This window comes from Streptomyces sp. NPDC001663, from assembly GCF_042893105.1.
Lineage (GTDB): Bacteria > Actinomycetota > Actinomycetes > Streptomycetales > Streptomycetaceae > Streptomyces.
Window position 1 is genome coordinate 21,033 of record NZ_JBIAUR010000026.1, and the last position, 21,296, is coordinate 42,328.

The window sequence follows — 21,296 nt, forward strand, 5'->3', positions numbered from 1 at the left end:
GCAGTGGCAGCCAACGACCGGGCAGCAGCTCCCGGAAAGTCCGGTGGGAGTTCCGGTGCCGATGGCCTGATGCGCGCCTCTCTGAGCGCCGTGGCACCCGGCACGGCCCTGCGCGACGGCCTCGAGCGGGTACTCCGCGGCAACACCGGCGGACTCATCGTGCTCGGCTTCGACAAGACCGTCGAGGTCATGTGCACGGGCGGCTTCGTGCTGGACGTCGAGTTCACGGCCACGCGCCTGCGTGAGCTGTGCAAGCTCGACGGCGGCATCGTGCTGTCGTCCGACCTGTCGAAGATCCTGCGGGCGGGCGTGCAGTTCGTGCCCGACGCGACGATCCCGACCGAGGAGACGGGCACCCGGCACCGCACGGCGGACCGCGTCTCGAAGCAGGTCGGCTTCCCGGTGGTCTCCGTCTCGCAGTCGATGCGCCTGATCGCCCTCTACGTCGACGGTCAGCGCCGTGTCCTGGAGGACTCCGCGGCGATCCTGTCGCGCGCCAACCAGGCCCTCGCGACCCTGGAGCGCTACAAGCTCCGCCTGGACGAGGTCGCGGGCACGCTGTCGGCGCTGGAGATCGAGGACCTGGTGACGGTCCGGGACGTGTCGGCGGTGGCCCAGCGCCTGGAGATGGTGCGCCGCATTGCCACCGAAATCGCCGAATACGTGGTCGAACTGGGCACCGACGGGCGTCTCCTCGCCCTGCAGCTCGACGAGTTGATCGCCGGCGTGGAGCCCGAGCGCGAACTGGTGGTCCGGGACTACGTCCCCGAGCCCTCGGCCAAGCGCTCCCGCACGGTCGACGAGGCCCTGTACGAGCTCAACGCACTCACCCACGCCGAGCTCCTCGAACTGCCCATCGTGGCAAGGGCCCTGGGCTACACGGGCTCTCCGGAGGCCCTGGACTCGGCGGTGTCGCCGCGCGGCTTCCGTCTCCTGGCCAAGGTCCCGCGCCTCCCGGGCGCCATCATCGACCGCCTCGTGGAGCACTTCGGCGGCCTCCAGAAGCTCCTCGCGGCAAGCGTGGACGACCTGCAGACGGTCGACGGCGTCGGCGAGGCCCGCGCCCGAAGCGTGCGGGAGGGGCTGTCGAGGCTGGCGGAGAGCTCAATCCTGGAACGGTACGTCTAGACCCGGCGTCAGGGGCTGCGCCCCCCGCCGGTCGCTCAGTCGCTAGCGAGCACGAACGACGTCTGCACCTTCGCGAAGCCTGGTGCCGCCGCCTCCACCAGATACGTCCCCGCCCCGGCCGACCCCGCCGGAGGCGTGGCGCACTCGGGAGCGCTCGGCTTGCGGTCCCACGCCACGGTGTACGTGATGCTGCTGCCGGCGGGCGCCCGGAACAGCAGGCTGCCGGAGGTCTTGGGGCAGTCGGCTGAGGACCAGTAGTCGTCGTCGCTGCCCGCCTGCGTGATCGTCAGCACCGCCTTCTTCGGGCCGAGATCCACCTTGCAGTCGAGGCTGGAGGAGTTGGTCGCGGTCAGCAGCAGAGTGGGCGCCTGACCGGGCTCGTACGTGTTGTGCAGGCTGCGCACGGTCAACTTCACTGCGCCGGCGGTGCAGTTGGGCAGGGTGGAACCCGCCGGAATCGTGTCGTTCCGGCCGACGCCGCTGCCCGAACCACCACCGGCCGACCCGTCCGACCCGGCGGAGTCGCCGGATCCGGACCCGTCCGAGCCGCCCGACTCCGAACTGCCCCCGGAATCCGAGCCGCTGGAGGCGCCGGGGCTCGACTCGTCGCGTCCGCCCGGGGCTTGGCTGATGGCGGGACCCGAACTCGACGGCCCCGCGGTGATCGTGGGCGCGGGAGTCTTGCCGTTGGATCCGTCGTCCTTCTTGCCGCCGCCACCGCCCGACGTGACGATCCAGGTGATCAGCAGCGCCAACAAGGCAGCCACAGACACGAGTACGGCCCTCCGGCGCCAGTAGATGGAGGAGGGAAGCGGCCCGACAGGATTGCGCAGAGATCCCACGGCGCAAACTGTACGAGAGATCGGCACGTTCGCTTGCCCCACCCGCCGCCAGTAGCGCAACTTTTCCGGATCATCATTCCGGACGTCACGCCCTGCGACCCACCGCGCACCCCGAGGGGCAACGTCGGCCGAACCGCCGCAGGCCATGGCAGGATCGGAAGGGCCATGACTGCGCCCACGAAGCCCCCGCACAGCGACGCCCTGCACGCCCCCGTCATCGACTGGTTCGACGAGCACGCCCGCGACCTGCCCTGGCGCCGCCCGGAGGCCGGGCCCTGGGGCGTGATGGTCAGCGAGTTCATGCTGCAGCAGACGCCGGTCAGCCGCGTCCTGCCCGTCTACGAACAGTGGCTGGCCCGCTGGCCGCGCCCCGCCGACCTGGCCGAGGAGGCTCCCGGCGAGGCGGTGCGCGCCTGGGGCCGGCTCGGCTACCCGCGCCGCGCCCTGCGTCTGCACGGCGCCGCGGTCGCCATAACGGAACGGCACGGCGGCGACGTACCGACCGACCACACCCAGCTCCTCGCTCTGCCCGGCATCGGCGAGTACACGGCCGCGGCCGTCGCCTCCTTCGCCTACGGGCAGCGCCACGCCGTGCTCGACACCAACGTCCGCAGGGTTTTCGCGCGCGCCGTCACCGGTGTGCAGTTCCCGCCGAACGCCACCACCGCGGCCGAACGCAAGCTCGCCCGCGCCCTGTTGCCCGAGGACGAGCGGACCGCGTCCCGCTGGGCCGCCGCCTCCATGGAGCTCGGCGCACTGATCTGCACCGCCAAGAACGAGACCTGCCAGCGCTGTCCCATCGCCGCCCAGTGCGCCTGGCGGCTCGCGGGCAAGCCCGAGCACGACGGGCCGCCCCGCCGCGGCCAGACGTACGCGGGCACGGACCGCCAGGTCCGCGGCAAGCTCCTCGCTGTACTGCGCGAAGCCCACGCCCCCGTGCCGCAGGCGGCACTGGACCGGGTGTGGCACGAGCCGGTGCAGCGGGCTCGGGCGCTCGACGGGCTCGTGGCGGACGGTCTCGTGGAGCCGCTTCCCGGTGGTTTGTATCGGCTGCCGATGACGTAACCCGCCGTAACGTCACGCCGCATCACAGCCCATAACACCGCCAAATCCCCATATAACGGCGCCAATCGGTGCGCCTCTTTACCCCGTTCCTATGTCCGTTACACAACCGACGGACAGCCGAGTGCTAGCCGAGCGTTGCTTCGGACAGTGCCGTGACAACACCTCCGTAGCTTCATTTGCGTACCCGGCAGACCGGGTCGACACGGAGACAGACCGACGGCGAACAGGCCGGCCGGACACGGGGATCGGGAGGCGGTTCAACATGGCGCAGGGCGAGGTGCTCGAGTTCGAGGAGTACGTCCGCACCCGGCAGGACGCGCTGCTGCGCAGCGCCCGCCGGCTGGTCCCGGACCCGGTGGACGCGCAGGATCTGCTCCAGACGGCGCTGGTTCGGACGTACGGCCGCTGGGAGGGCATCGCGGACAAGCGGCTCGCGGACGCCTACCTGCGCCGGGTGATGATCAACACGCGTACCGAGTGGTGGCGGGCCCGCAAGCTGGAGGAGGTCCCGACCGAGCAGCTGCCGGACGCGAGCGTCGACGACTCCACCGAGCAGCACGCGGACCGCGCGCTCCTCATGGACATCATGAAGGTGCTGGCGCCGAAGCAGCGCAGTGTGGTCGTCCTGCGACACTGGGAGCAGATGTCGACGGAGGAGACGGCCGCCGCACTCGGCATGTCGGCGGGAACGGTCAAGAGCACGCTGCACCGGGCGCTCGCCCGGCTCCGCGAGGAGCTGGAGAGCCGCGATCTGGACGCACGCGCGCTGGAGCGTGGGGAGCGGGAGCGTTGCGCGGTCTGACGGACTCGGGCCGAGGGACCTTGCAGGCGGCGTTCACGGCGGTGGCCGTGCTCGCCGCCCTAGCCCTGTTCGTGTCCGCCTGCGCCACCGGCGGCACCGGCGCCCGTGACGAGGGCCCGGCGCACGCCGACTCGGTGGCCGGCGCCGCGGCCTCGCCCACGCCGAGCCCCTCCCGGACCGCTGCCCGGGTGGACGCGGTCAAGCTCGTCAAGGACGATCCGACGGTGTCGGCGGAGGTCAAGCGCGAGCTGAAGCCGTGCGTCGCCGACGAGTACCCGGTGGACGTGTCGTACGGCGATCTGACCTCGGGCTCGTCGGACGACGTCGTGGTGAATGTGCTGACCTGCGGGGACGCGGTGGGGGTCGGCTCGTACGTGTATCGCGAGGAAGGCGGTCGGTACGAGAATGTGTTCAAGGTCGAGGAGCCCCCGGTCTACGCGGAGATAGACCGCGGCGACCTGGTGGTGACCAAGCAGGTGTACGAGAAGGGTGACCCGGTGTCGAGTCCGTCCGGCGAGGTAGTGACCACGTACCAGTGGATCGCGGGTCGTTTCACCGTGCGGTTCCACCAGCGGAACGACTACAGCAATGCCGTCGGCGGCGACGCCTCGGCGTCGTCGTGAACCGATCGGGCCCCTCGGAACGATCCAGTAGTAGCGGATCGCTCCGCCGGCAGCACCACGTACGCCACGACCGACACGACCGACACGAGAACTGAGAGCAGCGGGATGGCAGACCAGACCCACGTCCTGTTCGTCGAGGACGACGACGTCATCCGCGAGGCCACGCAGCTCGCCCTGGAGCGCGACGGCTTCGCGGTAACGGCGATGCCCGACGGGCTGTCGGGCCTGGAGGCCTTCCGGGCGAACCGCCCCGACATCGCGCTGCTCGACGTCATGGTGCCCGGCCTCGACGGGGTCAGCCTGTGCCGTCGTATCCGCGACGAGTCGACCGTGCCGGTGATCATGCTGTCGGCGCGTGCCGACTCGATCGACGTGGTGCTGGGCCTGGAGGCGGGCGCCGACGACTACGTGACCAAGCCGTTCGACGGTGCCGTGCTGGTCGCGCGCATCCGGGCGGTGCTGCGGCGCTTCGGTCACGCGAGCGGCGGCGAGAAGCCGGACGACGACGACGCCGAGGTGGCCGGCGGGGTGCTGACCTTCGGTGAGCTGGAGATCGACACCGAGGGCATGGAGGTGCGCCGGGCCGGACAGCCGGTGGCACTGACGCCGACCGAGATGCGGCTTCTTCTCGAGTTCTCCTCCGCGCCGGGCACGGTCCTGTCGCGCGACAAGCTGCTGGAGCGCGTGTGGGACTACGGCTGGGGCGGGGACACCCGGGTGGTGGACGTCCATGTGCAGCGACTGCGTACGAAGATCGGCCAGGACCGGATCGAGACGGTCCGCGGCTTCGGCTACAAGCTGAAGGCCTGAGCAGGGGCGTCTGGGAAATGCGGGGGATCTTCGGGCGCCCTGGTGCGAATGATGCGAATGATGCGAATGACATGAGCGGTACAGGTATCCGTACCGGCCTGCGGTGGAAGCTCAGCGCGGCCATCGCGCTGGTCGGCGCGCTGGTGGCGATCGCGCTGAGCCTGGTCGTGCACAACGCGGCCCGGGTCTCGATGCTGGACAACGCGCGCGATCTCGCGGACGAGCGGGTGCAGATCGCGCAGCGCAACTACGAGCTGTCCAACCGGACGAACTTCCCGAACGTCAAGATCGACGATCCGCAGCTGCCGTCGGCGCTGCGGGCGAAGGTCGAGGAGGGCCGGCGGGCGACGTTCGTGACCGACCGGAGCAACGGCGTGCCGGACATCTGGGCGGCCGTACCGGTCAAGGACGGCCATGTGCTGTCGCTGCACACCGGGTTCACCGACCGCAGCACGGACATCCTCAACGACCTCGACCAGGCCCTGGTGATCGGTTCCATCGCGGTCGTCCTCGGCGGCAGCGCGCTCGGCGTGCTCATCGGCGGCCAGTTCTCGCGCCGGCTGCGCAAGGCGGCGGCCGCGGCCAACCAGGTCGCCAGGGGCGAGTCGGACGTACGGGTGCGGGACGCGATCGGCGGGCTCGTACGGGACGAGACCGACGACCTGGCGAGCGCGGTGGACGCCATGGCGGACACGCTGCAGCAGCGGCTCGAGGCCGAGCGCCGGGTGACCGCCGACATCGCGCACGAGCTCCGTACGCCGGTGACGGGCCTGCTGACCGCGGCGGAACTGCTGCCTCCGGGCCGCCCCACCGAACTGGTCCTGGACCGCGCGAAGGCCATGCGCACCCTCGTCGAGGACGTCCTGGAGGTGGCCCGACTCGACGGCGCCTCCGAGCGGGCCGAGCTGCAGGACATCCTGCTCGGCGAGTTCGTCGCCCGGCGTGTGGCGGTGAAGGACCCCGCCATCGAGGTGCGGGTGGTGCACGAGTCGGAGGTCACGACCGACCCGCGGCGCCTGGAGCGCGTGCTGTTCAACCTGCTCGCCAACGCCGCCCGGCACGGCAAGCCGCCGATCGAGGTCACCGTCGAGGGCCGCGTCATCCGGGTCCGCGACCACGGCCCCGGCTTCCCCGCCGACCTCCTCGCCGAGGGCCCGAGCCGCTTCCGCACGGGCAGCACCGACCGCGCGGGCCACGGCCACGGGCTGGGCCTGACGATCGCCGCCGGCCAGGCCCGCGTCCTGGGCGCCCGGCTGACCTTCCGCAACATCCGTCCGGCGGGGGCGCCGGACCATGTGCCGGCCGAGGGCGCGGTGGCGGTGCTGTGGCTGCCGGAGCACGCGCCGACGAACACGGGCAGCTATCCGATGCTGCCGTAGCCGGCCGCCGTGGGGTGCGGCGTCAGGTGGTGGCGAGGAGCAGCTCCTCTCCCCGTGACGGCCGTAGCCCGTCCGTCCGGCCCGCGAAGTAGCGCTTCTCGAGCTCGGCGGCCGACACGTGCCGGGCTTCCCGGAAGCCGGTCTCGCGGGCGAGGGCGAGTATCCGCTCGGGCCTGAAGAAGCTGAGGAAGGGAGTCCCGGCCGCCCGGGCACCCTTCATCGCGATCTCGAGCTGCGGGCGCTGGTCCGGCTCGACGTCCTCGATGGGCCGCATGAAGGTCGTGACGAACATCGAACCGGGCGCCAGACCGGCGACGAGCCGGAAGGTGGCCGCGATCGCCTCCCGGGTGAGATACATCGTGACGCCGGCGGAGGCCACGACGGCGGGCCGCGCCGTGTCGAGCCCGGCCGCGAGCAGCCGCTCCCACCAGTCCCCCTCGAAGTCGACGGGCACCAGGCGCAGCCACTCGGGGACACCGAGACCGAGATCCGCCAGCCGCTGCCGCTTCCAGGCCTGCGGACCGGCCTGGTCGACCTCGAACACCCGCAGCCCACCGTCGCCGACATCCGACCGTCGTTGGGCGAAGGTGTCCAGTCCGGCGCCGAGGACGACGTACTGATCCACCCCTTCCCCGGCGCGCTCCACGACCAGGTCCTCGACGAACCGGGCGCGGGCCACGATCGACGCCCGAGTCCGTCGCGTGGCGTGCACGTCCATGTCGGGCCGGTCTCGCCATCCCTCCCCCGGATCCGCGATCCGCAGCCCGGCCTCGTCCTCGATCACGTACGGGGGCGCATCGGCCTGCCGGTGCAGGGCCCGCCAGAGGGCGACCCGCACAGCCGTGTGATCCGCGGCGGCCTCCCCGTCCGTGCCCGTCACCCGAAGTCCTTGGAGAAGTCCAGCTCCTCGCTGCGCTCGGTCAGCGAGTACCAGTTGCCGTTGTCGTCGCGGAAGATCGCCTCGATGCCGTACGGCCGCTCCTGCGGCGACTGCAGGAACTCGACGCCGCGTGCCTTGAAGGTCTCGTAGTCCCCACGGCAGTCGTCCGTCCTGAACGCCCCGGCCCCCAACACCCCCTTGCTGACGAGCTTCTTCAGCGCCTCGGCGGACTCGGGGTCAAGACCGGGCCCGTCCAGACTCATCAGCGCCAGCTCGACACCGGGCTGGTCCTTGGCCCCGACAGTGATCCACTTCATGTCCCCCATGGCGACGTCGTCGCGCACCTCGAAGTCCAGCTTCTCGGTGAAGAAGGCCATGGTGCGCTGCTGGTCGAAGGTCCATACGGTGGTGATGCCCAGCCCCAGGATCATGGCTCTGCTCTCCCTGCTCTGTCGGGCCCTGCTCGGTCCGGCTCGGTGCCGGTGTCCTGTCCGTCACCGTAGGCAGGGCGGGGACCGGGGCGCTTCTTCGAAATTGTGGTGGGGAAGCCGCCGGCCCAGAGCATGGCGTAGCACCCGGGTATGAGGGAGGCACCGCGGCCGACGTGCTTGGTGCGGTACTCGCTCGGGGTGAGGCCGGTGCGGGCCTTGAAGCGGGCGGAGAAGGTCCCGAGGCTGCTGAACCCGACCAGGTTGCAGATCTCCGTGACGCTCAGATCGGCACTGCGGAGCATCTCCTCGGCCCGCTCGATCCGGCGGTGCGTCAGATACTGCCCGGGCGTCTCGCCGTACGCCTCCTTGAAGGCCCGGATGAAGTGGTACCGCGAATACCCGGCATGCGCAGCCACGCCGTCCAGATCCAGCCCAGAATCGGCCCAGTCCCGATCCATGGCGTCCTTGGCCAGCCGCAACTGCCGCATTTTGTCCATGGAGCCGATGGTGACACGGGACTCCGACAACAAACCGAGACCGCTGCCGCCGACCAGCGCATCCAGCCCGTCCGGCGTGCGGGGACGAGACCGCTGCCATGCCCGACCCGCACCCACCCGCACGCCCAGCCCGTCCGGCGCCCGAGGACATGACCGCTGCCATCCCCAACCCCCACCCACCCGCAGGGGCACGCTTGATCACTGCCGGTCACTTCAGCCCGTCCGGCGTTTGAGGACGAGGCCCCTAACGGGCCGAACGGGGTTCGGGACGGAGCCCCGGCGGGGTGCGGGGGCGAAGCCCCCCGGAGGGTGCAGGCGAAGCCCCCCGGAGGGTGCAGGCGAGCCCCGCGGAGGGTGCGGGAGCGACGCCCCGCAGAGGGTGCAGGGGACGAAGTCCCCGCTGGGGTGCAGGGGCGCAGCCCCGCGAGGGGAGCAGGGGACGAAGTCCCCGCCGGGGTCCAGAGGCACAACCCCGCGAAGGGTGCAGAGCACAAAGTCCCCGCCGGGGTCCAGAGGCACAACCCCGCGAAGGGTGCAGAGCACAAAGTCCCCGCCGGGGTCCAGAGGCACAACTCGCGGAGGGGAGCACGGGACGAAGTCCCCACCGGGGTCCAGAGGCACAACCCCGCGAAGGGTGCAGAGCACAAAGTCCCCGGCGGAGTGCAAAGGCGCAGCCCCGCGAGGGGTGCAGAGGACGAAGTCCCCGCCGGGGTCCAGGAGCGCAGTCCCCGCCGGGGTCCAGGAGCGCAGCCCCCGCCGGGGGTCCAGGAGCGCAGCCCCGCGAGGGGTGCAGAGGCGCAGCCCGGCAGGCCCTGCCGGGGTCCAGGAGCGCAGCCCCCGCCGGGGGTCCAGGAGCGCAGCCCCGCGAGGGGTGCAGAGGCGCAGCCCGGCAGGCCCTGCCGGGATCCAGGAACGCAGCCCCGCGGAGGGGGCAGGGGGCGCAGTCCCCGCCGGGGTCGAAGGGGCAGCGCCCCTGGAGATGGGACGGGTAGGGGCGGCGCGGGCGAGGAAACACGACGAAGGCCCCCCGGGGCGGACACCATCCGGGGGACCTTCAGCTCACTGTCGGATCAGAGGGTCAGAGGCTCAGACGGCCTCGACAACCGGCGCCTGCGCCACCGCATCCGCATCCTCGCCAGGCCTAGGCGCAGCCGGCCCCGCCCCACGAAGCGCGACCTCCTTCACGAACACCGCCGCCACCAGCGCGACCACGGCCACCACGGACCCCAGCAGGAAGGCGGAGTGCGTGCCCGACGACACCGCGTGCTGGTACGCCTCCCGCGCCACGGCCGGCAGCTTCTCCAGGCTCTTCGCGTCCAGCTGCGCCGACTTCTCGGTGATCTTCGACCCCAGCGCCCCGGCCCGCTCGGACATGACGTCCTGCACCCGGTTGTTGAACAGCGCGCCCATGATCGCGACACCGAAGGACGAACCCAGCGTCCGGAACAACGTGGTCGACGACGACGCGACGCCCATGTCCTTCATCTCGACGCTGTTCTGCGCCACCAGCATGGTGATCTGCATCAGGCAGCCCATCCCGAGCCCGACGACCGCCATGAACACACCGGACGTGAACCGCGAGGTCCCGGTGTCCATCGTGGACAGCAGGTACAGCCCGACGATCATCAGCACACTGCCGACGACCGGGAACACCTTGTACTTGCCGGTGTTCGTGGTCACCCGCCCCGCCACCATCGAGGTCACCAGCATCGCGCCGAGCATCGGCAGAAGCAGCAGCCCGGAGTTGGTCGCGGACGCCCCCTGCACCGACTGCTGGTACAGCGGCAGGAACAGCGTCGCACCGAACATCACGAACCCGGTGATGAAGCCGATGATCGACATCAGCGTGAAGTTGCGGCTGCGGAAGATGTGCAGCGGCACGACCGGCTCGGCGGCCTTGGTCTGCCAGAACACGAACCCGACCAGAGCGGCGACACCGATCCCGATGAGCTCCATGATCCGCGCGGAGGACCAGGCGTACTCCGAACCACCCCAGGTGGTGACCAGCACGATCGACGTGATGCCGACGGTCAGCAGCACGACACCGAGGTAGTCGATACCGGCCTTGGACCGCTTCTTCGGCAGATGCAGCACCGCACTGATCAGTCCGAGCGCGAAGACACCCAGCGGCAGGTTGATGTAGAACGACCAGCGCCAGCCCCAGTTGTCCGTGATGGTGCCGCCGACCAGCGGTCCGCCGATCATCGCGAGCGCCATGACACCGGCCATCATGCCCTGGTACTTGCCGCGCTCCCGCGGCGGAATCAGGTCACCGATGATCGCCATGACGCCGACCATCAGACCGCCGGCGCCGAGACCCTGGATCGCCCGGAAGCCGATCAGCTCGCCCATGTTCTGGGCCATGCCGCTGAGCGCGGAGCCGATCAGGAAGATCACGATCGAGGTCATGAAGGTGGCCTTGCGGCCGTACATGTCACCGAGTTTGCCCCACACCGGGGTGGCCGCCGCGGTGGCCAGCGTGTACGCCGTCACCACCCACGACAGGTGCTCGAGTCCGCCGAGCTCGCCCACGATCGTCGGCATCGCGGTGCCCACGATCATGTTGTCGAGCATCGCGAGCATCATGGTGATCATGAGCGCGAGCAGCACCACCCGCACGCTCTTGGGCTGTTTCTCCGCCCCTGGTTCGGTCGTGTCGACCGTCTGTGTGTCCGCCATCGTTCCCACTCCCCTAGGTACTGCGGTACTTCCGGTACTGACCCCAGCCGGCTACTTACTTGCCGCCCGGCTAGTTGACTACACTGGGGAAGGTAGACCCGTAACTAGCCGGGCGTCAAGTAAGTTTTCTAGCCGGGCGGCAAGCAAGTTCGCAGGGGGCGTGAGGAGCGCGACAATGGGCGGCACGATGGACGGCACCAAGCGGCAGCGCCGCGGCAACACCCGCCAGCGCATCCAGGACGTCGCGCTCGAACTCTTCGCCGAGCAGGGCTACGAGAAGACCTCGCTGCGCGAGATCGCCGAGCGTCTGGACGTCACCAAGGCAGCGCTGTACTACCACTTCAAGACGAAGGAAGAGATCCTCGTCAGCATCTTCGAGGACCTGTCCCATCCGATCGAGGAACTGATCGAGTGGGGCAAGGGCCAGCCGCACACCCTGGAGACGAAACAGGAGATCATCCGCCGCTACAACGAGGCGCTGTCCGAGGCGGCCCCGCTCTTCCGCTTCATGCAGGAGAACCAGGCGGCGGTGAAGGAACTGCGCATCGGCGAGATGTTCCGCAACCGCATGATGGGCATGCGCGACATCCTCATCGACCCGGCCGCCGACCTGGTCGACCAGGTCCGCTGCATCAGCGCGGTGTTCACGATGCACGCCGGGATGTTCGCCCTCAACGACCTGCCGGGCACCGACGAGGAGAAGCGCAAGGCGGTCCTGGAGGTCGCGACCGCCCTGGTGACCCAGGCGCACCAGGGCATGCACGCGACCCTCGAGACCCCCTAGGGCCTCTGGGCGATCAGACCTTCACGCCCTTGGTGCGCAGGAAGGCGACCGGGTCGACGGCCGAGCCGTAGTTCGGGGTCGTACGGATCTCGAAGTGCAGGTGCGGGCCGCTGGAGTTGCCGGTGTTGCCGGACCGGGCGATGTGCTGGCCGGTGGCGACGACCTGGCCGACCCTGACGTCGATCCGCGACAGGTGGGCGTACTGCGAGTAGGTCCCGTTGCCGTGCTTGATGACTATGGCGTTGCCGTACGCGGGTCCGTCGCCGGCGCCGTTGCCGCCGGCCTTGACGACCGTGCCGCCGTGCGCGGCGACGACGTTGGTGCCGCTCGGCACGGCGAAGTCCTGACCGCTGTGGGTGGACTGCCACATGCCGCCGGCCTGGGCGAAGCTCGCGGAGAGCGTGTACTTCTTCACCGGGTGGGCCCAGGAGACCGCCTTCTTCGCGGCAGCGGCCTTCTTGGCGGCGGCAGCCTTCTTCGCGGCGGCCGCGGCCTTCGCCTTGGCGGCAGCGGCGGTCTTGGCCGCCTTGGCCTGAGCGGCGGCCTGAGCCTGGACGGCGCTCGCCGCGCTGGAGGCGGAGGTGGCATCGGCGGCGGCCGCGACCCCGGCCCCCAGCACGACCGACGCTCCGAGGCCGGCGGCCAGGACGGCCGCACGGGTGCGCAGCAGGGACGTACGGGAAGAACGGGGGGTGACACGCGAAGACATCGAAACCTCAGGGGATCGGGGACAGAAAAGCCACCCGGCGCACATGCGGTCGCCGGATGGGCCATCCCTTGGTAACCCCGACCCCCGCGGACCCCAAAACGTGTGATCTACGACGGAAACTAGTACTTCAGCCCAAAACTTCACGCCTCTTGACACAGCACTGATTGAGGGATGAACCACCTCACGGCGGACCTGCGACGGCGGAATCGGTCGCGAGGTTCCAGGACAAAAGCTCCTTTGTCCGCATCCGGCAGGCCTACTGCATGGCGTAGTAGAGGCCGAATCGCCTGTGCGGCATGTCACCGGCCGAGAAGATCGCCGGTCCCCGGAATGTGACGGGCACTACCCTGAGTTGGCTGTGTCGGCATCCGTTTCGGGGGGGAACGCGCATGGACCCGTCAGTACTCGGCACCAAACTCGCGTCGAGCCTGGTCGGGCCCCTGGTGAAGAAGCTGTTCGTACGGGACGGCCCGGGCGCCGGCCTGGTCGACAAGCCCGTACGGCTCTCGGCGCTGGTGTCCTTCCGTGGGGAGAAGCGGACCCTCGGCAGGAGGGAGTTGCGCAAGCTCGTCCGGGAGCTGGTGGAGCGCGCGGCCCGCGAGACCCGGGAGGCGCCCCTGGAGCCCGGCGAGCTGGAGGCGGTCGCGGCGGCCCTGGAGCGGACGCTGTACGCCCTCGGCGATCTCGACCTCGACGACATGGAAGCCGTACGGCTCGGCTACGAGGCACTGGCCGACCGGCTGTTCGCAGAGGCGGGCGGTGACGACCTGCTGCGACTGCTCAGCTACGACTCCACCTTTCTCTACTTCCACCTGCTGAACAGCGCCTGCCTGCACATCCTGCACTTCTTCACACAGCGCTCCGCGTTCGTCGCCCGCACCCTGGTCGAGCAGAGCCGGCGGCTCGACGAGCTGATCCGGCTCACCGACGTACTCGTCGAGCGCCTGACTTCCCGCACCGCGCAGGACACGGTCTTCGAGCAGCAGTACGCCCGCTACATCGCGACCAGGCACAGCCGGCTGACCATCTACGGCATCGACCTCGACGAGTCCCGCGACTGGCCCCTGGACACGGCGTACCTGAGCCTGGAGGCGACCCGGAACGCCGACCACCAGGCCCTCGCGGTGGCCGCCGAGCCCGGCTCGGTCCTGCCCGAACGCCGGCCGCCGTCCGGCGCGCAGCCCGTCGAGCAGGCGCTGTCCGGGCACGAACGGGTTCTGCTGCGCGGCGTCGCCGGCTCCGGCAAGACGACACTCGTCCAGTGGCTGGCGGTCACCACCGCCCGCCAGGAGCAGCTCACCGGGCGGCTCGCCCACCTGATGGGCCGCGTGCCCTTCGTCCTGCCGCTGCGCACCCTCACCCGGGGCGGCGCGCTGCTGCCCGTTCCGGGGCACTTCCTGAGCGCGGTGAGCTGCCCGCTCGCCGGTTCCCAGCCGCCCGGCTGGGCGGACCGGGTGCTGGCCGCCGGGCGCGGGATCCTGCTGGTCGACGGCATCGACGAGGTACCGGAGGAGGAACGCGCGCGCACGCGGCGCTGGCTCTCCGACCTCCTCGCGGCCTTCCCGGGCAACCTGTGGCTGGTGACGTCGCGCCCCTCCGCCGTACGCGACGAATGGCTGGGAAGCGAGGACTTCACCGAGCTCACGCTGTCCCCCATGAACCGCGAGAACGTCGCGGTCTTCGTCCGGCGCTGGCACGAGGCGGCCGGCGCCTCCCCGGTGATGCGCGACGCGCTGCTCGGTGCCCTGCGCACCAAGCAGGACCTGGGACGGCTGGCGACCAACCCACTCATGTGCGCCCTGATCTGCGCCCTGCACCGCGAACGCCGGGGCTTTCTGCCGCGCGGCCGCAAGGCGCTGTACGACGCGGCGCTGTCCATGCTGCTGGAACGCCGGGACCGCGAACGCGACCTGGCGGTCGAGCTGGACGAGGAGTCCCAGATCGAGCTGCTGCAGCGGATCGCCTACTGGCTGATCCGCAACGGCCGGGCCGAGATGGAGCGCGCCGACGCCCTGAACCAACTGGAGCGGCTGCTGCCGTCCATGCCGTACGTCGCCGCCCAGGGCTCGGCCGAGGAGATCCTGCGCCACCTGCTGGTCCGCTCGGGCCTGCTGCGCGAACCGGCCGTGGGGGCCGTGGACTTCGTACACCGCACCTTCCAGGACTACCTGGGCGCACGGGCGGCCGTGGAGGAACGCGACTTCGACGTCCTCCTGCGCCATGCCCACCTCGACCAGTGGGAGGACGTCCTCCGCATGGCCGTGGCCCACGCCCGCCCGGACGAACGGGCGCGTCTGTTACGGGGGTTGGTGGAGCGCGGGGACCGGGAGGAGGAGCACCGGGGGCGGCTGCATCTGCTGGCCATGGCGTGTCTGGAACATGCGGCGAAGCTGGATCCGGCCGTACGGGAGGAAATTGAGCGGCGGGCGGGGGAGTTGATTCCGCCGCGGAACTATCACGAGGCGCAGAAACTTGCCGAACTCGGGCCGATTGTCCTGGAGTTACTGCCAGGGCCGGAGGGCGTGGACGACGAACTGGTTGCGGCCAGCGTCGTCCAGACCGCGGGGCTGATCGGAGGGGACTCGGCGCTGCCCTGCCTGGTCCGGTATCTGAATCACGAGAGTTCGGCCGTCGGGATGCAACTGGGCTTCCACTGGCACAGGTTCGACACCGACTCGTACGCGAGGGAGGTCATCAGTCACCTGCGCGAGAGGGACGACCGACCGACCATCACCGTGCATTCGCGTCAGGAGATCGAGGCACTGACCCGCCTAGGAGGTCACGGAAAGCTTGAGATGTTGGGCGACTTCTCGGACGTCGAGATCGCGGAGGCGCTCGCCGACTACCGGCTGGACCAACTGACGCTCTGGAACAACAACTTGGTCGACGACCTGTCGTTCCTCGCTCGCTTCGAAGACCTCCGGCGCCTCGTCCTCAATCGATGCAGCGCGCTCACCTCGATCGAGCCGCTGTCCCGGCTTCCTCTGGAGTCGCTGTATCTGGTCGATCTCCCCCGGCTGGAGGATCTGAGTCCGCTGACCGGGCTCAGCCGACTCACCGTGCTCAATATGCGCGCCGGGACGGAATGTCAGGGGCTCGGGGTCATACCGCGCGAGGCCCCCCTGAAGTGCATCTTCCTTCCCGGGAACGCACGGGACCTCTCACCTCTGTCCGGCTTCCCGTCGCTACGCCAACTCGGGCTGAACATAGACATCCCACCCACGCTCAAGGACTGGCAGGTTCTCGCGAGCCTGGAGAACTTGTCCATCCTGTCCCTGAGCCCGGCCGAACTCGCCTCCCTCGCGTCCTGTGGCCTCGCCCTGGAGCAGGTGCAAACGGTGGCGCTGATGCCCGTCCACGCGGATGTGGACCTCCGGCCCACCACAGCGGTATTCCCGGCAATGACCTTCCTTCAGCTGCTTGACACCGACGAGGTCGACCTCGCCCCGCTGGCCGCCCACCCCACCCTGCGCCGCATCACCACCCCACCCACCTGCCGCCCCCTCAACGCCGACAAGCTCCCCGACGCCATCCAGCTCAACCCGCGCCCGACGACGTAATGTGACGCACATCTCTGGCCACTTACCCTCCAGTAACCCTACGGTTCCCCTCGCGCCACCCTCGCCCACGAACATGCGCAGGACAACGGCATACGGATGTGAGAGGACCCCCCACCATGACAAGCCGACGCCCCTGGGCGCGCCGCACCGCCGTGACCGCCATCGCCACCTCGGCCCTGGTGGCACTGGCCGCCCCCGCCAACGCGGCGACGACCTCCGGGGACGTCGACTACGCGACCTGGCAGAAGGACTGCCAGACGGTGATGGACCAGGCCCTGCCCTACCTGAAGCAGCGCATCGCGGCCGCCAAGTCCGGCGAGAAGCAGGCGATCGTCTTCGACATCGACAACACCACCCTGGAGACCGACTACGGCTTCAGCTACCCGCAGCCGGCCAACAAGCCGGTCCTGAACGTCGCCGAGTACGCCCAGGAGCACGGCGTTTCCCTGTTCTTCGTGACGGCGCGCCCGGGGATCATCTACTGGCCGACCGAGTACAACCTCGAGCACGACGGCTACGACGTCTCCGGCCTCTACGTCCGCGGTCTGACCGACCTCTTCAAGGACGTCGCCGCCTACAAGACCGCCCAGCGCGTCGACATCGAGAACAAGGGCTACACGATCATCGCGAACATCGGCAACAGCGCCACCGACCTGTCGGGCGGCCACGCCGAGAAGACGTTCAAACTGCCGGACTACGACGGCCAGTTGTCGTAACGGCACGTCGGCCGAATCTCCCCCGTCGACATCTCCCGCATCCACCGCGGGCGCATGGCAACGCCACGTAAAATCCGAGGAGTTGTCACAGCGCGCACTCGACGGGGGACGACGTATGGGCGCCGATTCACAACACAGCGAAGCCGACGACTCCGGCGGCCACGTCCTGGCGGGAATCGAGCTCGCCGACGCGGTCGCCGCCGTCCGTGACCAGCTCGTCGAGGCGGCGGTGCGCGGCTCGGGCCGGCCGCTCTCCTTCGAAGTCGGCGACATCAGCATGGAGTTGCAACCAGACCGCGCTGCATGCCGGCCGTCTGATCGCGGGCCGCCCCGGTCTGAAGGTCACGTTCGTGGAGCCGGCCGGCGGCACCTCCGTCTCCTACCGCTGACACGCCGAAGGGGCCGGCGCCGCACGGGCACCGGCCCCTTCGGGCTCGAGGCTTACGCCTCCTTGCTCAGGTTCGGACCGGCACCGCCGGCCGCCTGCTCGATCGGCGGGACGTCGGGCAGTGCCGACTTCTCCTCACCGCGGAAGGTGAAGGTCTGGGTCTCGCCCTCGCCCTCGGTGTCCACGACCACGATGTGACCGGGGCGCAGCTCGCCGAAGAGGATCTTCTCCGACAGCGTGTCCTCGATCTCGCGCTGGATGGTGCGACGCAGCGGACGCGCACCCAGCACCGGGTCGTAACCCTTCTTGGACAGCAGCTCCTTGGCGGACTGGGAGAGCTCGATGCCCATGTCCCGGTCCTTGAGGCGCTCGTCCACCTTGCCGACCATCAGGTCGACGATCGCGAGGATGTCGGCCTGGGTCAGCTGCGGGAAGACGACCACGTCGTCCACGCGGTTGAGGAACTCGGGGCGGAAGTGCTGCTTGAGCTCGTCCGAGACCTTGTTCTTCATGCGCTCGTAGTTGGACTTGGTGTCACCCGCGGCGGCGAAGCCGAGGTTGAAGCCCTTGGAGATGTCCCGGGTGCCGAGGTTGGTCGTCATGATGATGACCGTGTTCTTGAAGTCCACGACCCGGCCCTGGGAGTCGGTCAGCCGACCGTCCTCCAGGATCTGCAGAAGGCTGTTGAAGATGTCCGGGTGAGCCTTTTCGACCTCGTCGAAGAGGACCACCGAGAACGGCTTGCGGCGGACCTTCTCGGTCAGCTGGCCGCCCTCTTCGTAGCCCACGTATCCGGGGGGCGAACCGAACAGACGCGAGACCGTGTGCTTCTCGCTGAACTCCGACATGTCGAGGGAGATCAGCGCGTCCTCGTCACCGAAGAGGAACTCGGCGAGCGCCTTGGACAGCTCGGTCTTACCGACACCGGACGGACCGGCGAAGATGAACGAACCACCGGGACGCTTCGGGTCCTTCAGACCGGCCCGCGTACGACGGATCGCCTTCGACAGCGCCTTGACGGCGTCGACCTGGCCGATGACCCGCTTGTGGAGCTCGTCCTCCATGCGCAGCAGACGCGAGGACTCTTCCTCGGTCAGCTTGAAGACCGGGATGCCGGTGGCGGTCGCGAGGACCTCGGCGATCAGCTCGCCGTCGACCTCGGCGACGACGTCCATGTCGCCGGCCTTCCACTCCTTCTCGCGCTTGGCCTTGGCGGCCAGGAGCTGCTTCTCCTTGTCGCGCAGGGAGGCGGCCTTCTCGAAGTCCTGCGAGTCGATCGCGGACTCCTTGTCGCGGCGGACGCCGGCGATCTTCTCGTCGAACTCGCGCAGGTCCGGCGGCGCGGTCATCCGGCGGATGCGCATCCGGGAACCGGCCTCGTCGATCAGGTCGATCGCCTTGTCCGGCAGGAAGCGGTCCGAGATGTACCGGTCGGCCAGGGTGGCGGCCTGGACCAGTGCCTCGTCCGTGATGGAGACGCGGTGGTGGGCCTCGTACCGGTCGCGCAGACCCTTGAGGATCTCGATCGTGTGCGGCAGGGACGGCTCGGCGACCTGGATGGGCTGGAAGCGGCGCTCGAGGGCCGCGTCCTTCTCCAGGTGCTTGCGGTACTCGTCCAGCGTGGTCGCACCGATGGTCTGCAGCTCACCGCGGGCCAGCATCGGCTTCAGGATCGAAGCGGCGTCGATGGCGCCCTCGGCGGCACCCGCACCGACCAGCGTGTGCAGCTCGTCGATGAACAGGATGATGTCGCCGCGGGTGCGGATCTCCTTGAGCACCTTCTTCAGGCGCTCCTCGAAGTCACCGCGGTAGCGGGAGCCGGCGACCAGCGCACCGAGGTCCAGGGTGTAGAGGTGCTTGTCCTTGAGGGTCTCGGGCACCTCGCCCTTGACGATGGCCTGGGCGAGACCCTCGACGACGGCGGTCTTGCCGACGCCGGGCTCACCGATCAGGACCGGGTTGTTCTTGGTACGGCGGGACAGCACCTGCATGACCCGCTCGATCTCCTTCTCGCGCCCGATGACCGGGTCGAGCTTGGACTCACGAGCGGCCTGGGTGAGGTTCCGGCCGAACTGGTCGAGGACCAGGGACGTCGAGGGGGTGCCCTCGGCAGGCCCGCCGGCGGCGGCGGTCTCCTTGCCCTGGTAACCGGAGAGCAGCTGGATGACCTGCTGCCGCACCCGGTTGAGATCTGCGCCCAGCTTGACCAGGACCTGGGCGGCGACGCCCTCGCCCTCACGGATCAGGCCGAGCAGGATGTGCTCCGTGCCGATGTAGTTGTGGCCCAGCTGAAGGGCCTCGCGGAGCGACAGCTCCAGGACCTTCTTGGCACGGGGGGTGAAGGGGATGTGCCCGGACGGGGCCTGCTGCCCCTGCCCGATGATCTCCTCCACCTGCTGGCGGACCGCCTCGAGCGAAATCCCGAGGCTCTCAAGGGCCTTGGCGGCGACACCCTCACCCTCGTGGATCAGGCCCAGGAGGATGTGCTCGGTGCCGATGTAGTTGTGGTTGAGCATCCGGGCTTCTTCCTGAGCCAGGACGACAACCCGCCGCGCGCGGTCGGTGAACCTCTCGAACATCGTTAATCGCTCCTCAGAGCGGTCAGGCAGTGGGGGGAACTTCCCCTCCCTGTCCTTCCGCAGCTTAGTCCCGCAAGCGGGGACCGCTCATTCCAACTGCCGACACCGTCGATGGCCTCCTGACCCCGAACGCCGACATCTGCTCCAACCCGATGGTGCGAGACGATGTTCCCGCAGGCCAGGTGGTTACCCTCACCATCAGTACGCCGATGGCGAACGTGAGACGCCCTGCCCTGCGTGTCGCCCCCTCCCACTAGGGATGTCTTACCCGCCGGCACTGACAGTCCATGCCGCGCGCACCCGTTCCCTCCGCTATGGGCGAACAACCTTGCGCCGCTCCGCACCCCCGCACGCCCCCTCTTCCAGCACTCTGCGCATACGCGAGAACACCCAGCGTAACTCGCAAGCCCTCCGGGCGGTTGCACTTGGCATGGTTGGCACCCTCACCTCGGTCCCGGTCCCCCGACGGCCGCTCGATGCGAGCGATCAGGTCCGCCGGTGGTACGAGAACGAACTGGGCTGGGCGACAGTGCCCGCGCACGCGGAAGTCCCCGGTTCTCCGGTACGGCTTCGGGTGGGCGAGCGCTTCGACGTCCTGGACGTCCCGGCCGAGGCGGGCCGGGCGGGACTGCGCCACCTCGCGCCGGACTCCCCGGTGGCCGTGCAGGGCGACCGGATGCGGCTGCTGGTGGCCGCGGGCGGCGCGGAGGATCTGCCGGGGCTGCTGGACTGGCTGGAGTGGGGCGCGCTGGCGCTCGATCTGACGACGCTCGGCGAGGGCTGCGTCATGGACGCGCCGCTGCTCCCCGGGACGGAGCCGGGCGCCGTGCAGGGGGCCGCCGTATGGCTGCGGCCCCCCGAGCCGGGGTGCGAGGTCGAGGCCTCGCTGCCGACGCTGTCGGCCCTGGGGGGCGGTGGGGGCGCCCCCGATCTCGTACGACTCGTGGACACGATGGCAACGCAGTGCCATCGGTTGCGGCTGCGGCGCGCGTGCGGCCGGCCGCCTGCCTTCCCATAAGCCAGTGATCAGGCATAGGCCTTCTCGTGGACCGATGATCAGGCGTTGGCCTTCTCGTAGGCCTCGCGAATGGACGCCGGAACGCGGCCGCGGTCGTTGACCTCGTAACCGTTCTCCTTGGCCCACGCGCGGATCTGCGCGGTGTCCTGGCTGCCACCGGAAGCGGCACGCGCCTTTCCACGCCCACCCGAAGCACGGCCTCCGGTGCGACGACCGCCCTTCACGTAAGGCTCGAGAAGGCCGCGGAGCTTGTCCGCATTGGCGGTCGTGAGATCGATCTCGTACGTCTTGCCGTCCAACGCGAACGTGACGGTCTCGTCCGCCTCGCCGCCGTCGATGTCATCGACAAGAAGGACCTGAACCTTCTGTGCCACCGGATTTCCTTTCATCCATAACTTGAGGGACC

General features: G+C 69.6%; 18 protein-coding genes and 1 pseudogene. 11 read left to right on the forward strand and 8 right to left on the reverse strand.

Translation table 11 applies throughout. The features are described from left to right. The first annotated feature begins 3 nt into the window (after positions 1-3). Entirely contained in the window at positions 4-1,128 is a 1,125-nt protein-coding gene (gene disA / locus ACFY1L_RS50595; protein ID WP_388841932.1) for a DNA integrity scanning diadenylate cyclase DisA, read from the forward strand. Between the two features lie 35 nt (positions 1,129-1,163). On the opposite strand, the gene ACFY1L_RS50600 is transcribed toward disA, so the two are convergent. Continuing rightward, a complete protein-coding gene (locus ACFY1L_RS50600; protein WP_388841934.1) occupies positions 1,164-1,970 on the reverse strand; it encodes a hypothetical protein in 807 nt (268 codons plus the stop codon). Positions 1,971-2,135: 165 nt separating this feature from the next. Between ACFY1L_RS50600 and ACFY1L_RS50605 the strand changes: the two genes are divergently transcribed. The 5 genes from ACFY1L_RS50605 to cseC all read left to right on the forward strand — a co-directional run bounded on the left by ACFY1L_RS50605 (position 2,136) and on the right by cseC (position 6,649). Next, complete coding sequence (locus ACFY1L_RS50605) at positions 2,136-3,035, forward strand: A/G-specific adenine glycosylase (RefSeq protein ID WP_388841936.1); 900 nt, start codon at positions 2,136-2,138, stop codon at positions 3,033-3,035. A 262-nt stretch (positions 3,036-3,297) separates the two neighbouring features. Further along, positions 3,298-3,837 (forward strand): SigE family RNA polymerase sigma factor, encoded by a 540-nt coding sequence (locus ACFY1L_RS50610; RefSeq protein ID WP_388841938.1) that lies wholly within the window; start codon positions 3,298-3,300, stop codon positions 3,835-3,837. Then, entirely contained in the window at positions 3,825-4,460 is a 636-nt protein-coding gene (locus ACFY1L_RS50615; RefSeq protein ID WP_388841940.1) for a hypothetical protein, read from the forward strand. Before ACFY1L_RS50610 ends, ACFY1L_RS50615 begins: the two co-directional genes overlap by 13 nt. A gap of 105 nt (positions 4,461-4,565) precedes the next feature. Further along, on the forward strand, positions 4,566-5,270 hold the full coding sequence (gene cseB / locus ACFY1L_RS50620) for a two-component system response regulator CseB (RefSeq protein WP_388841942.1): 705 nt from the start codon (positions 4,566-4,568) through the stop codon (positions 5,268-5,270). A 71-nt stretch (positions 5,271-5,341) separates the two neighbouring features. Further along, positions 5,342-6,649, forward strand: a complete 1,308-nt coding sequence (gene cseC, locus ACFY1L_RS50625; RefSeq protein ID WP_388841944.1) for a two-component system sensor histidine kinase CseC — start codon at positions 5,342-5,344, stop codon at positions 6,647-6,649. A 22-nt stretch (positions 6,650-6,671) separates the two neighbouring features. Here the strand turns inward: cseC and ACFY1L_RS50630 are convergent, their stop codons facing one another. From ACFY1L_RS50630 to ACFY1L_RS50645, 4 genes are all read right to left on the reverse strand, one after another. Further along, on the reverse strand, positions 6,672-7,529 hold the full coding sequence (locus ACFY1L_RS50630; RefSeq protein WP_388841946.1) for a class I SAM-dependent methyltransferase: 858 nt from the start codon (positions 7,527-7,529) through the stop codon (positions 6,672-6,674). After that, positions 7,526-7,960: a VOC family protein gene (locus tag ACFY1L_RS50635; RefSeq protein ID WP_388841948.1), complete on the reverse strand. Its 435-nt coding sequence runs from the start codon at positions 7,958-7,960 to the stop codon at positions 7,526-7,528. Before ACFY1L_RS50635 ends, ACFY1L_RS50630 begins: the two co-directional genes overlap by 4 nt. Further along, positions 7,957-8,448 carry a helix-turn-helix transcriptional regulator gene (locus ACFY1L_RS50640; RefSeq protein ID WP_388842169.1) on the reverse strand — a complete coding sequence of 164 codons (492 nt, stop codon included), beginning with the start codon at positions 8,446-8,448 and terminating at the stop codon, positions 7,957-7,959. The genes ACFY1L_RS50635 and ACFY1L_RS50640 overlap by 4 nt, the downstream gene beginning before the upstream one ends. A 1,095-nt stretch (positions 8,449-9,543) precedes the next feature. Next, complete coding sequence (locus ACFY1L_RS50645) at positions 9,544-11,136, reverse strand: MDR family MFS transporter (RefSeq protein WP_388841950.1); 1,593 nt, start codon at positions 11,134-11,136, stop codon at positions 9,544-9,546. Positions 11,137-11,311: 175 nt separating this feature from the next. Between ACFY1L_RS50645 and ACFY1L_RS50650 the strand changes: the two genes are divergently transcribed. Beyond that, positions 11,312-11,920, forward strand: a complete 609-nt coding sequence (locus ACFY1L_RS50650) for a TetR/AcrR family transcriptional regulator (protein ID WP_388841952.1) — start codon at positions 11,312-11,314, stop codon at positions 11,918-11,920. Positions 11,921-11,933: 13 nt separating this feature from the next. On the opposite strand, the gene ACFY1L_RS50655 is transcribed toward ACFY1L_RS50650, so the two are convergent. Further along, entirely contained in the window at positions 11,934-12,629 is a 696-nt protein-coding gene (locus tag ACFY1L_RS50655) for a M23 family metallopeptidase (protein WP_388841954.1), read from the reverse strand. A gap of 389 nt (positions 12,630-13,018) precedes the next feature. Between ACFY1L_RS50655 and ACFY1L_RS50660 the strand changes: the two genes are divergently transcribed. From ACFY1L_RS50660 to ACFY1L_RS50670, 3 genes and pseudogenes are all read left to right on the forward strand, one after another. Further along, positions 13,019-16,189, forward strand: a complete 3,171-nt coding sequence (locus ACFY1L_RS50660; RefSeq protein ID WP_388841956.1) for an NACHT domain-containing protein — start codon at positions 13,019-13,021, stop codon at positions 16,187-16,189. A 116-nt stretch (positions 16,190-16,305) separates the two neighbouring features. Further along, positions 16,306-16,905 carry an HAD family acid phosphatase gene (locus ACFY1L_RS50665; protein WP_388841958.1) on the forward strand — a complete coding sequence of 200 codons (600 nt, stop codon included), beginning with the start codon at positions 16,306-16,308 and terminating at the stop codon, positions 16,903-16,905. 115 nt (positions 16,906-17,020) lie between these two features. Next, a pseudogene (locus ACFY1L_RS50670) lies at positions 17,021-17,140 on the forward strand (hypothetical protein); the annotation flags it as partial. A gap of 206 nt (positions 17,141-17,346) precedes the next feature. Here the strand turns inward: ACFY1L_RS50670 and ACFY1L_RS50675 are convergent. After that, positions 17,347-19,872: an ATP-dependent Clp protease ATP-binding subunit gene (locus ACFY1L_RS50675; protein ID WP_388841960.1), complete on the reverse strand. Its 2,526-nt coding sequence runs from the start codon at positions 19,870-19,872 to the stop codon at positions 17,347-17,349. Positions 19,873-20,302: 430 nt separating this feature from the next. On the opposite strand from ACFY1L_RS50675, the gene ACFY1L_RS50680 reads away from it, so the two are divergent. Then, positions 20,303-20,890, forward strand: a complete 588-nt coding sequence (locus tag ACFY1L_RS50680) for an SCO3374 family protein (protein WP_388841962.1) — start codon at positions 20,303-20,305, stop codon at positions 20,888-20,890. Positions 20,891-20,928: 38 nt separating this feature from the next. Here ACFY1L_RS50680 and ACFY1L_RS50685 read toward each other — a convergent pair whose 3' ends face one another. Next, positions 20,929-21,264: an Lsr2 family protein gene (locus ACFY1L_RS50685; RefSeq protein ID WP_030942666.1), complete on the reverse strand. Its 336-nt coding sequence runs from the start codon at positions 21,262-21,264 to the stop codon at positions 20,929-20,931. Between the last annotated feature and the right edge of the window lie 32 nt (positions 21,265-21,296).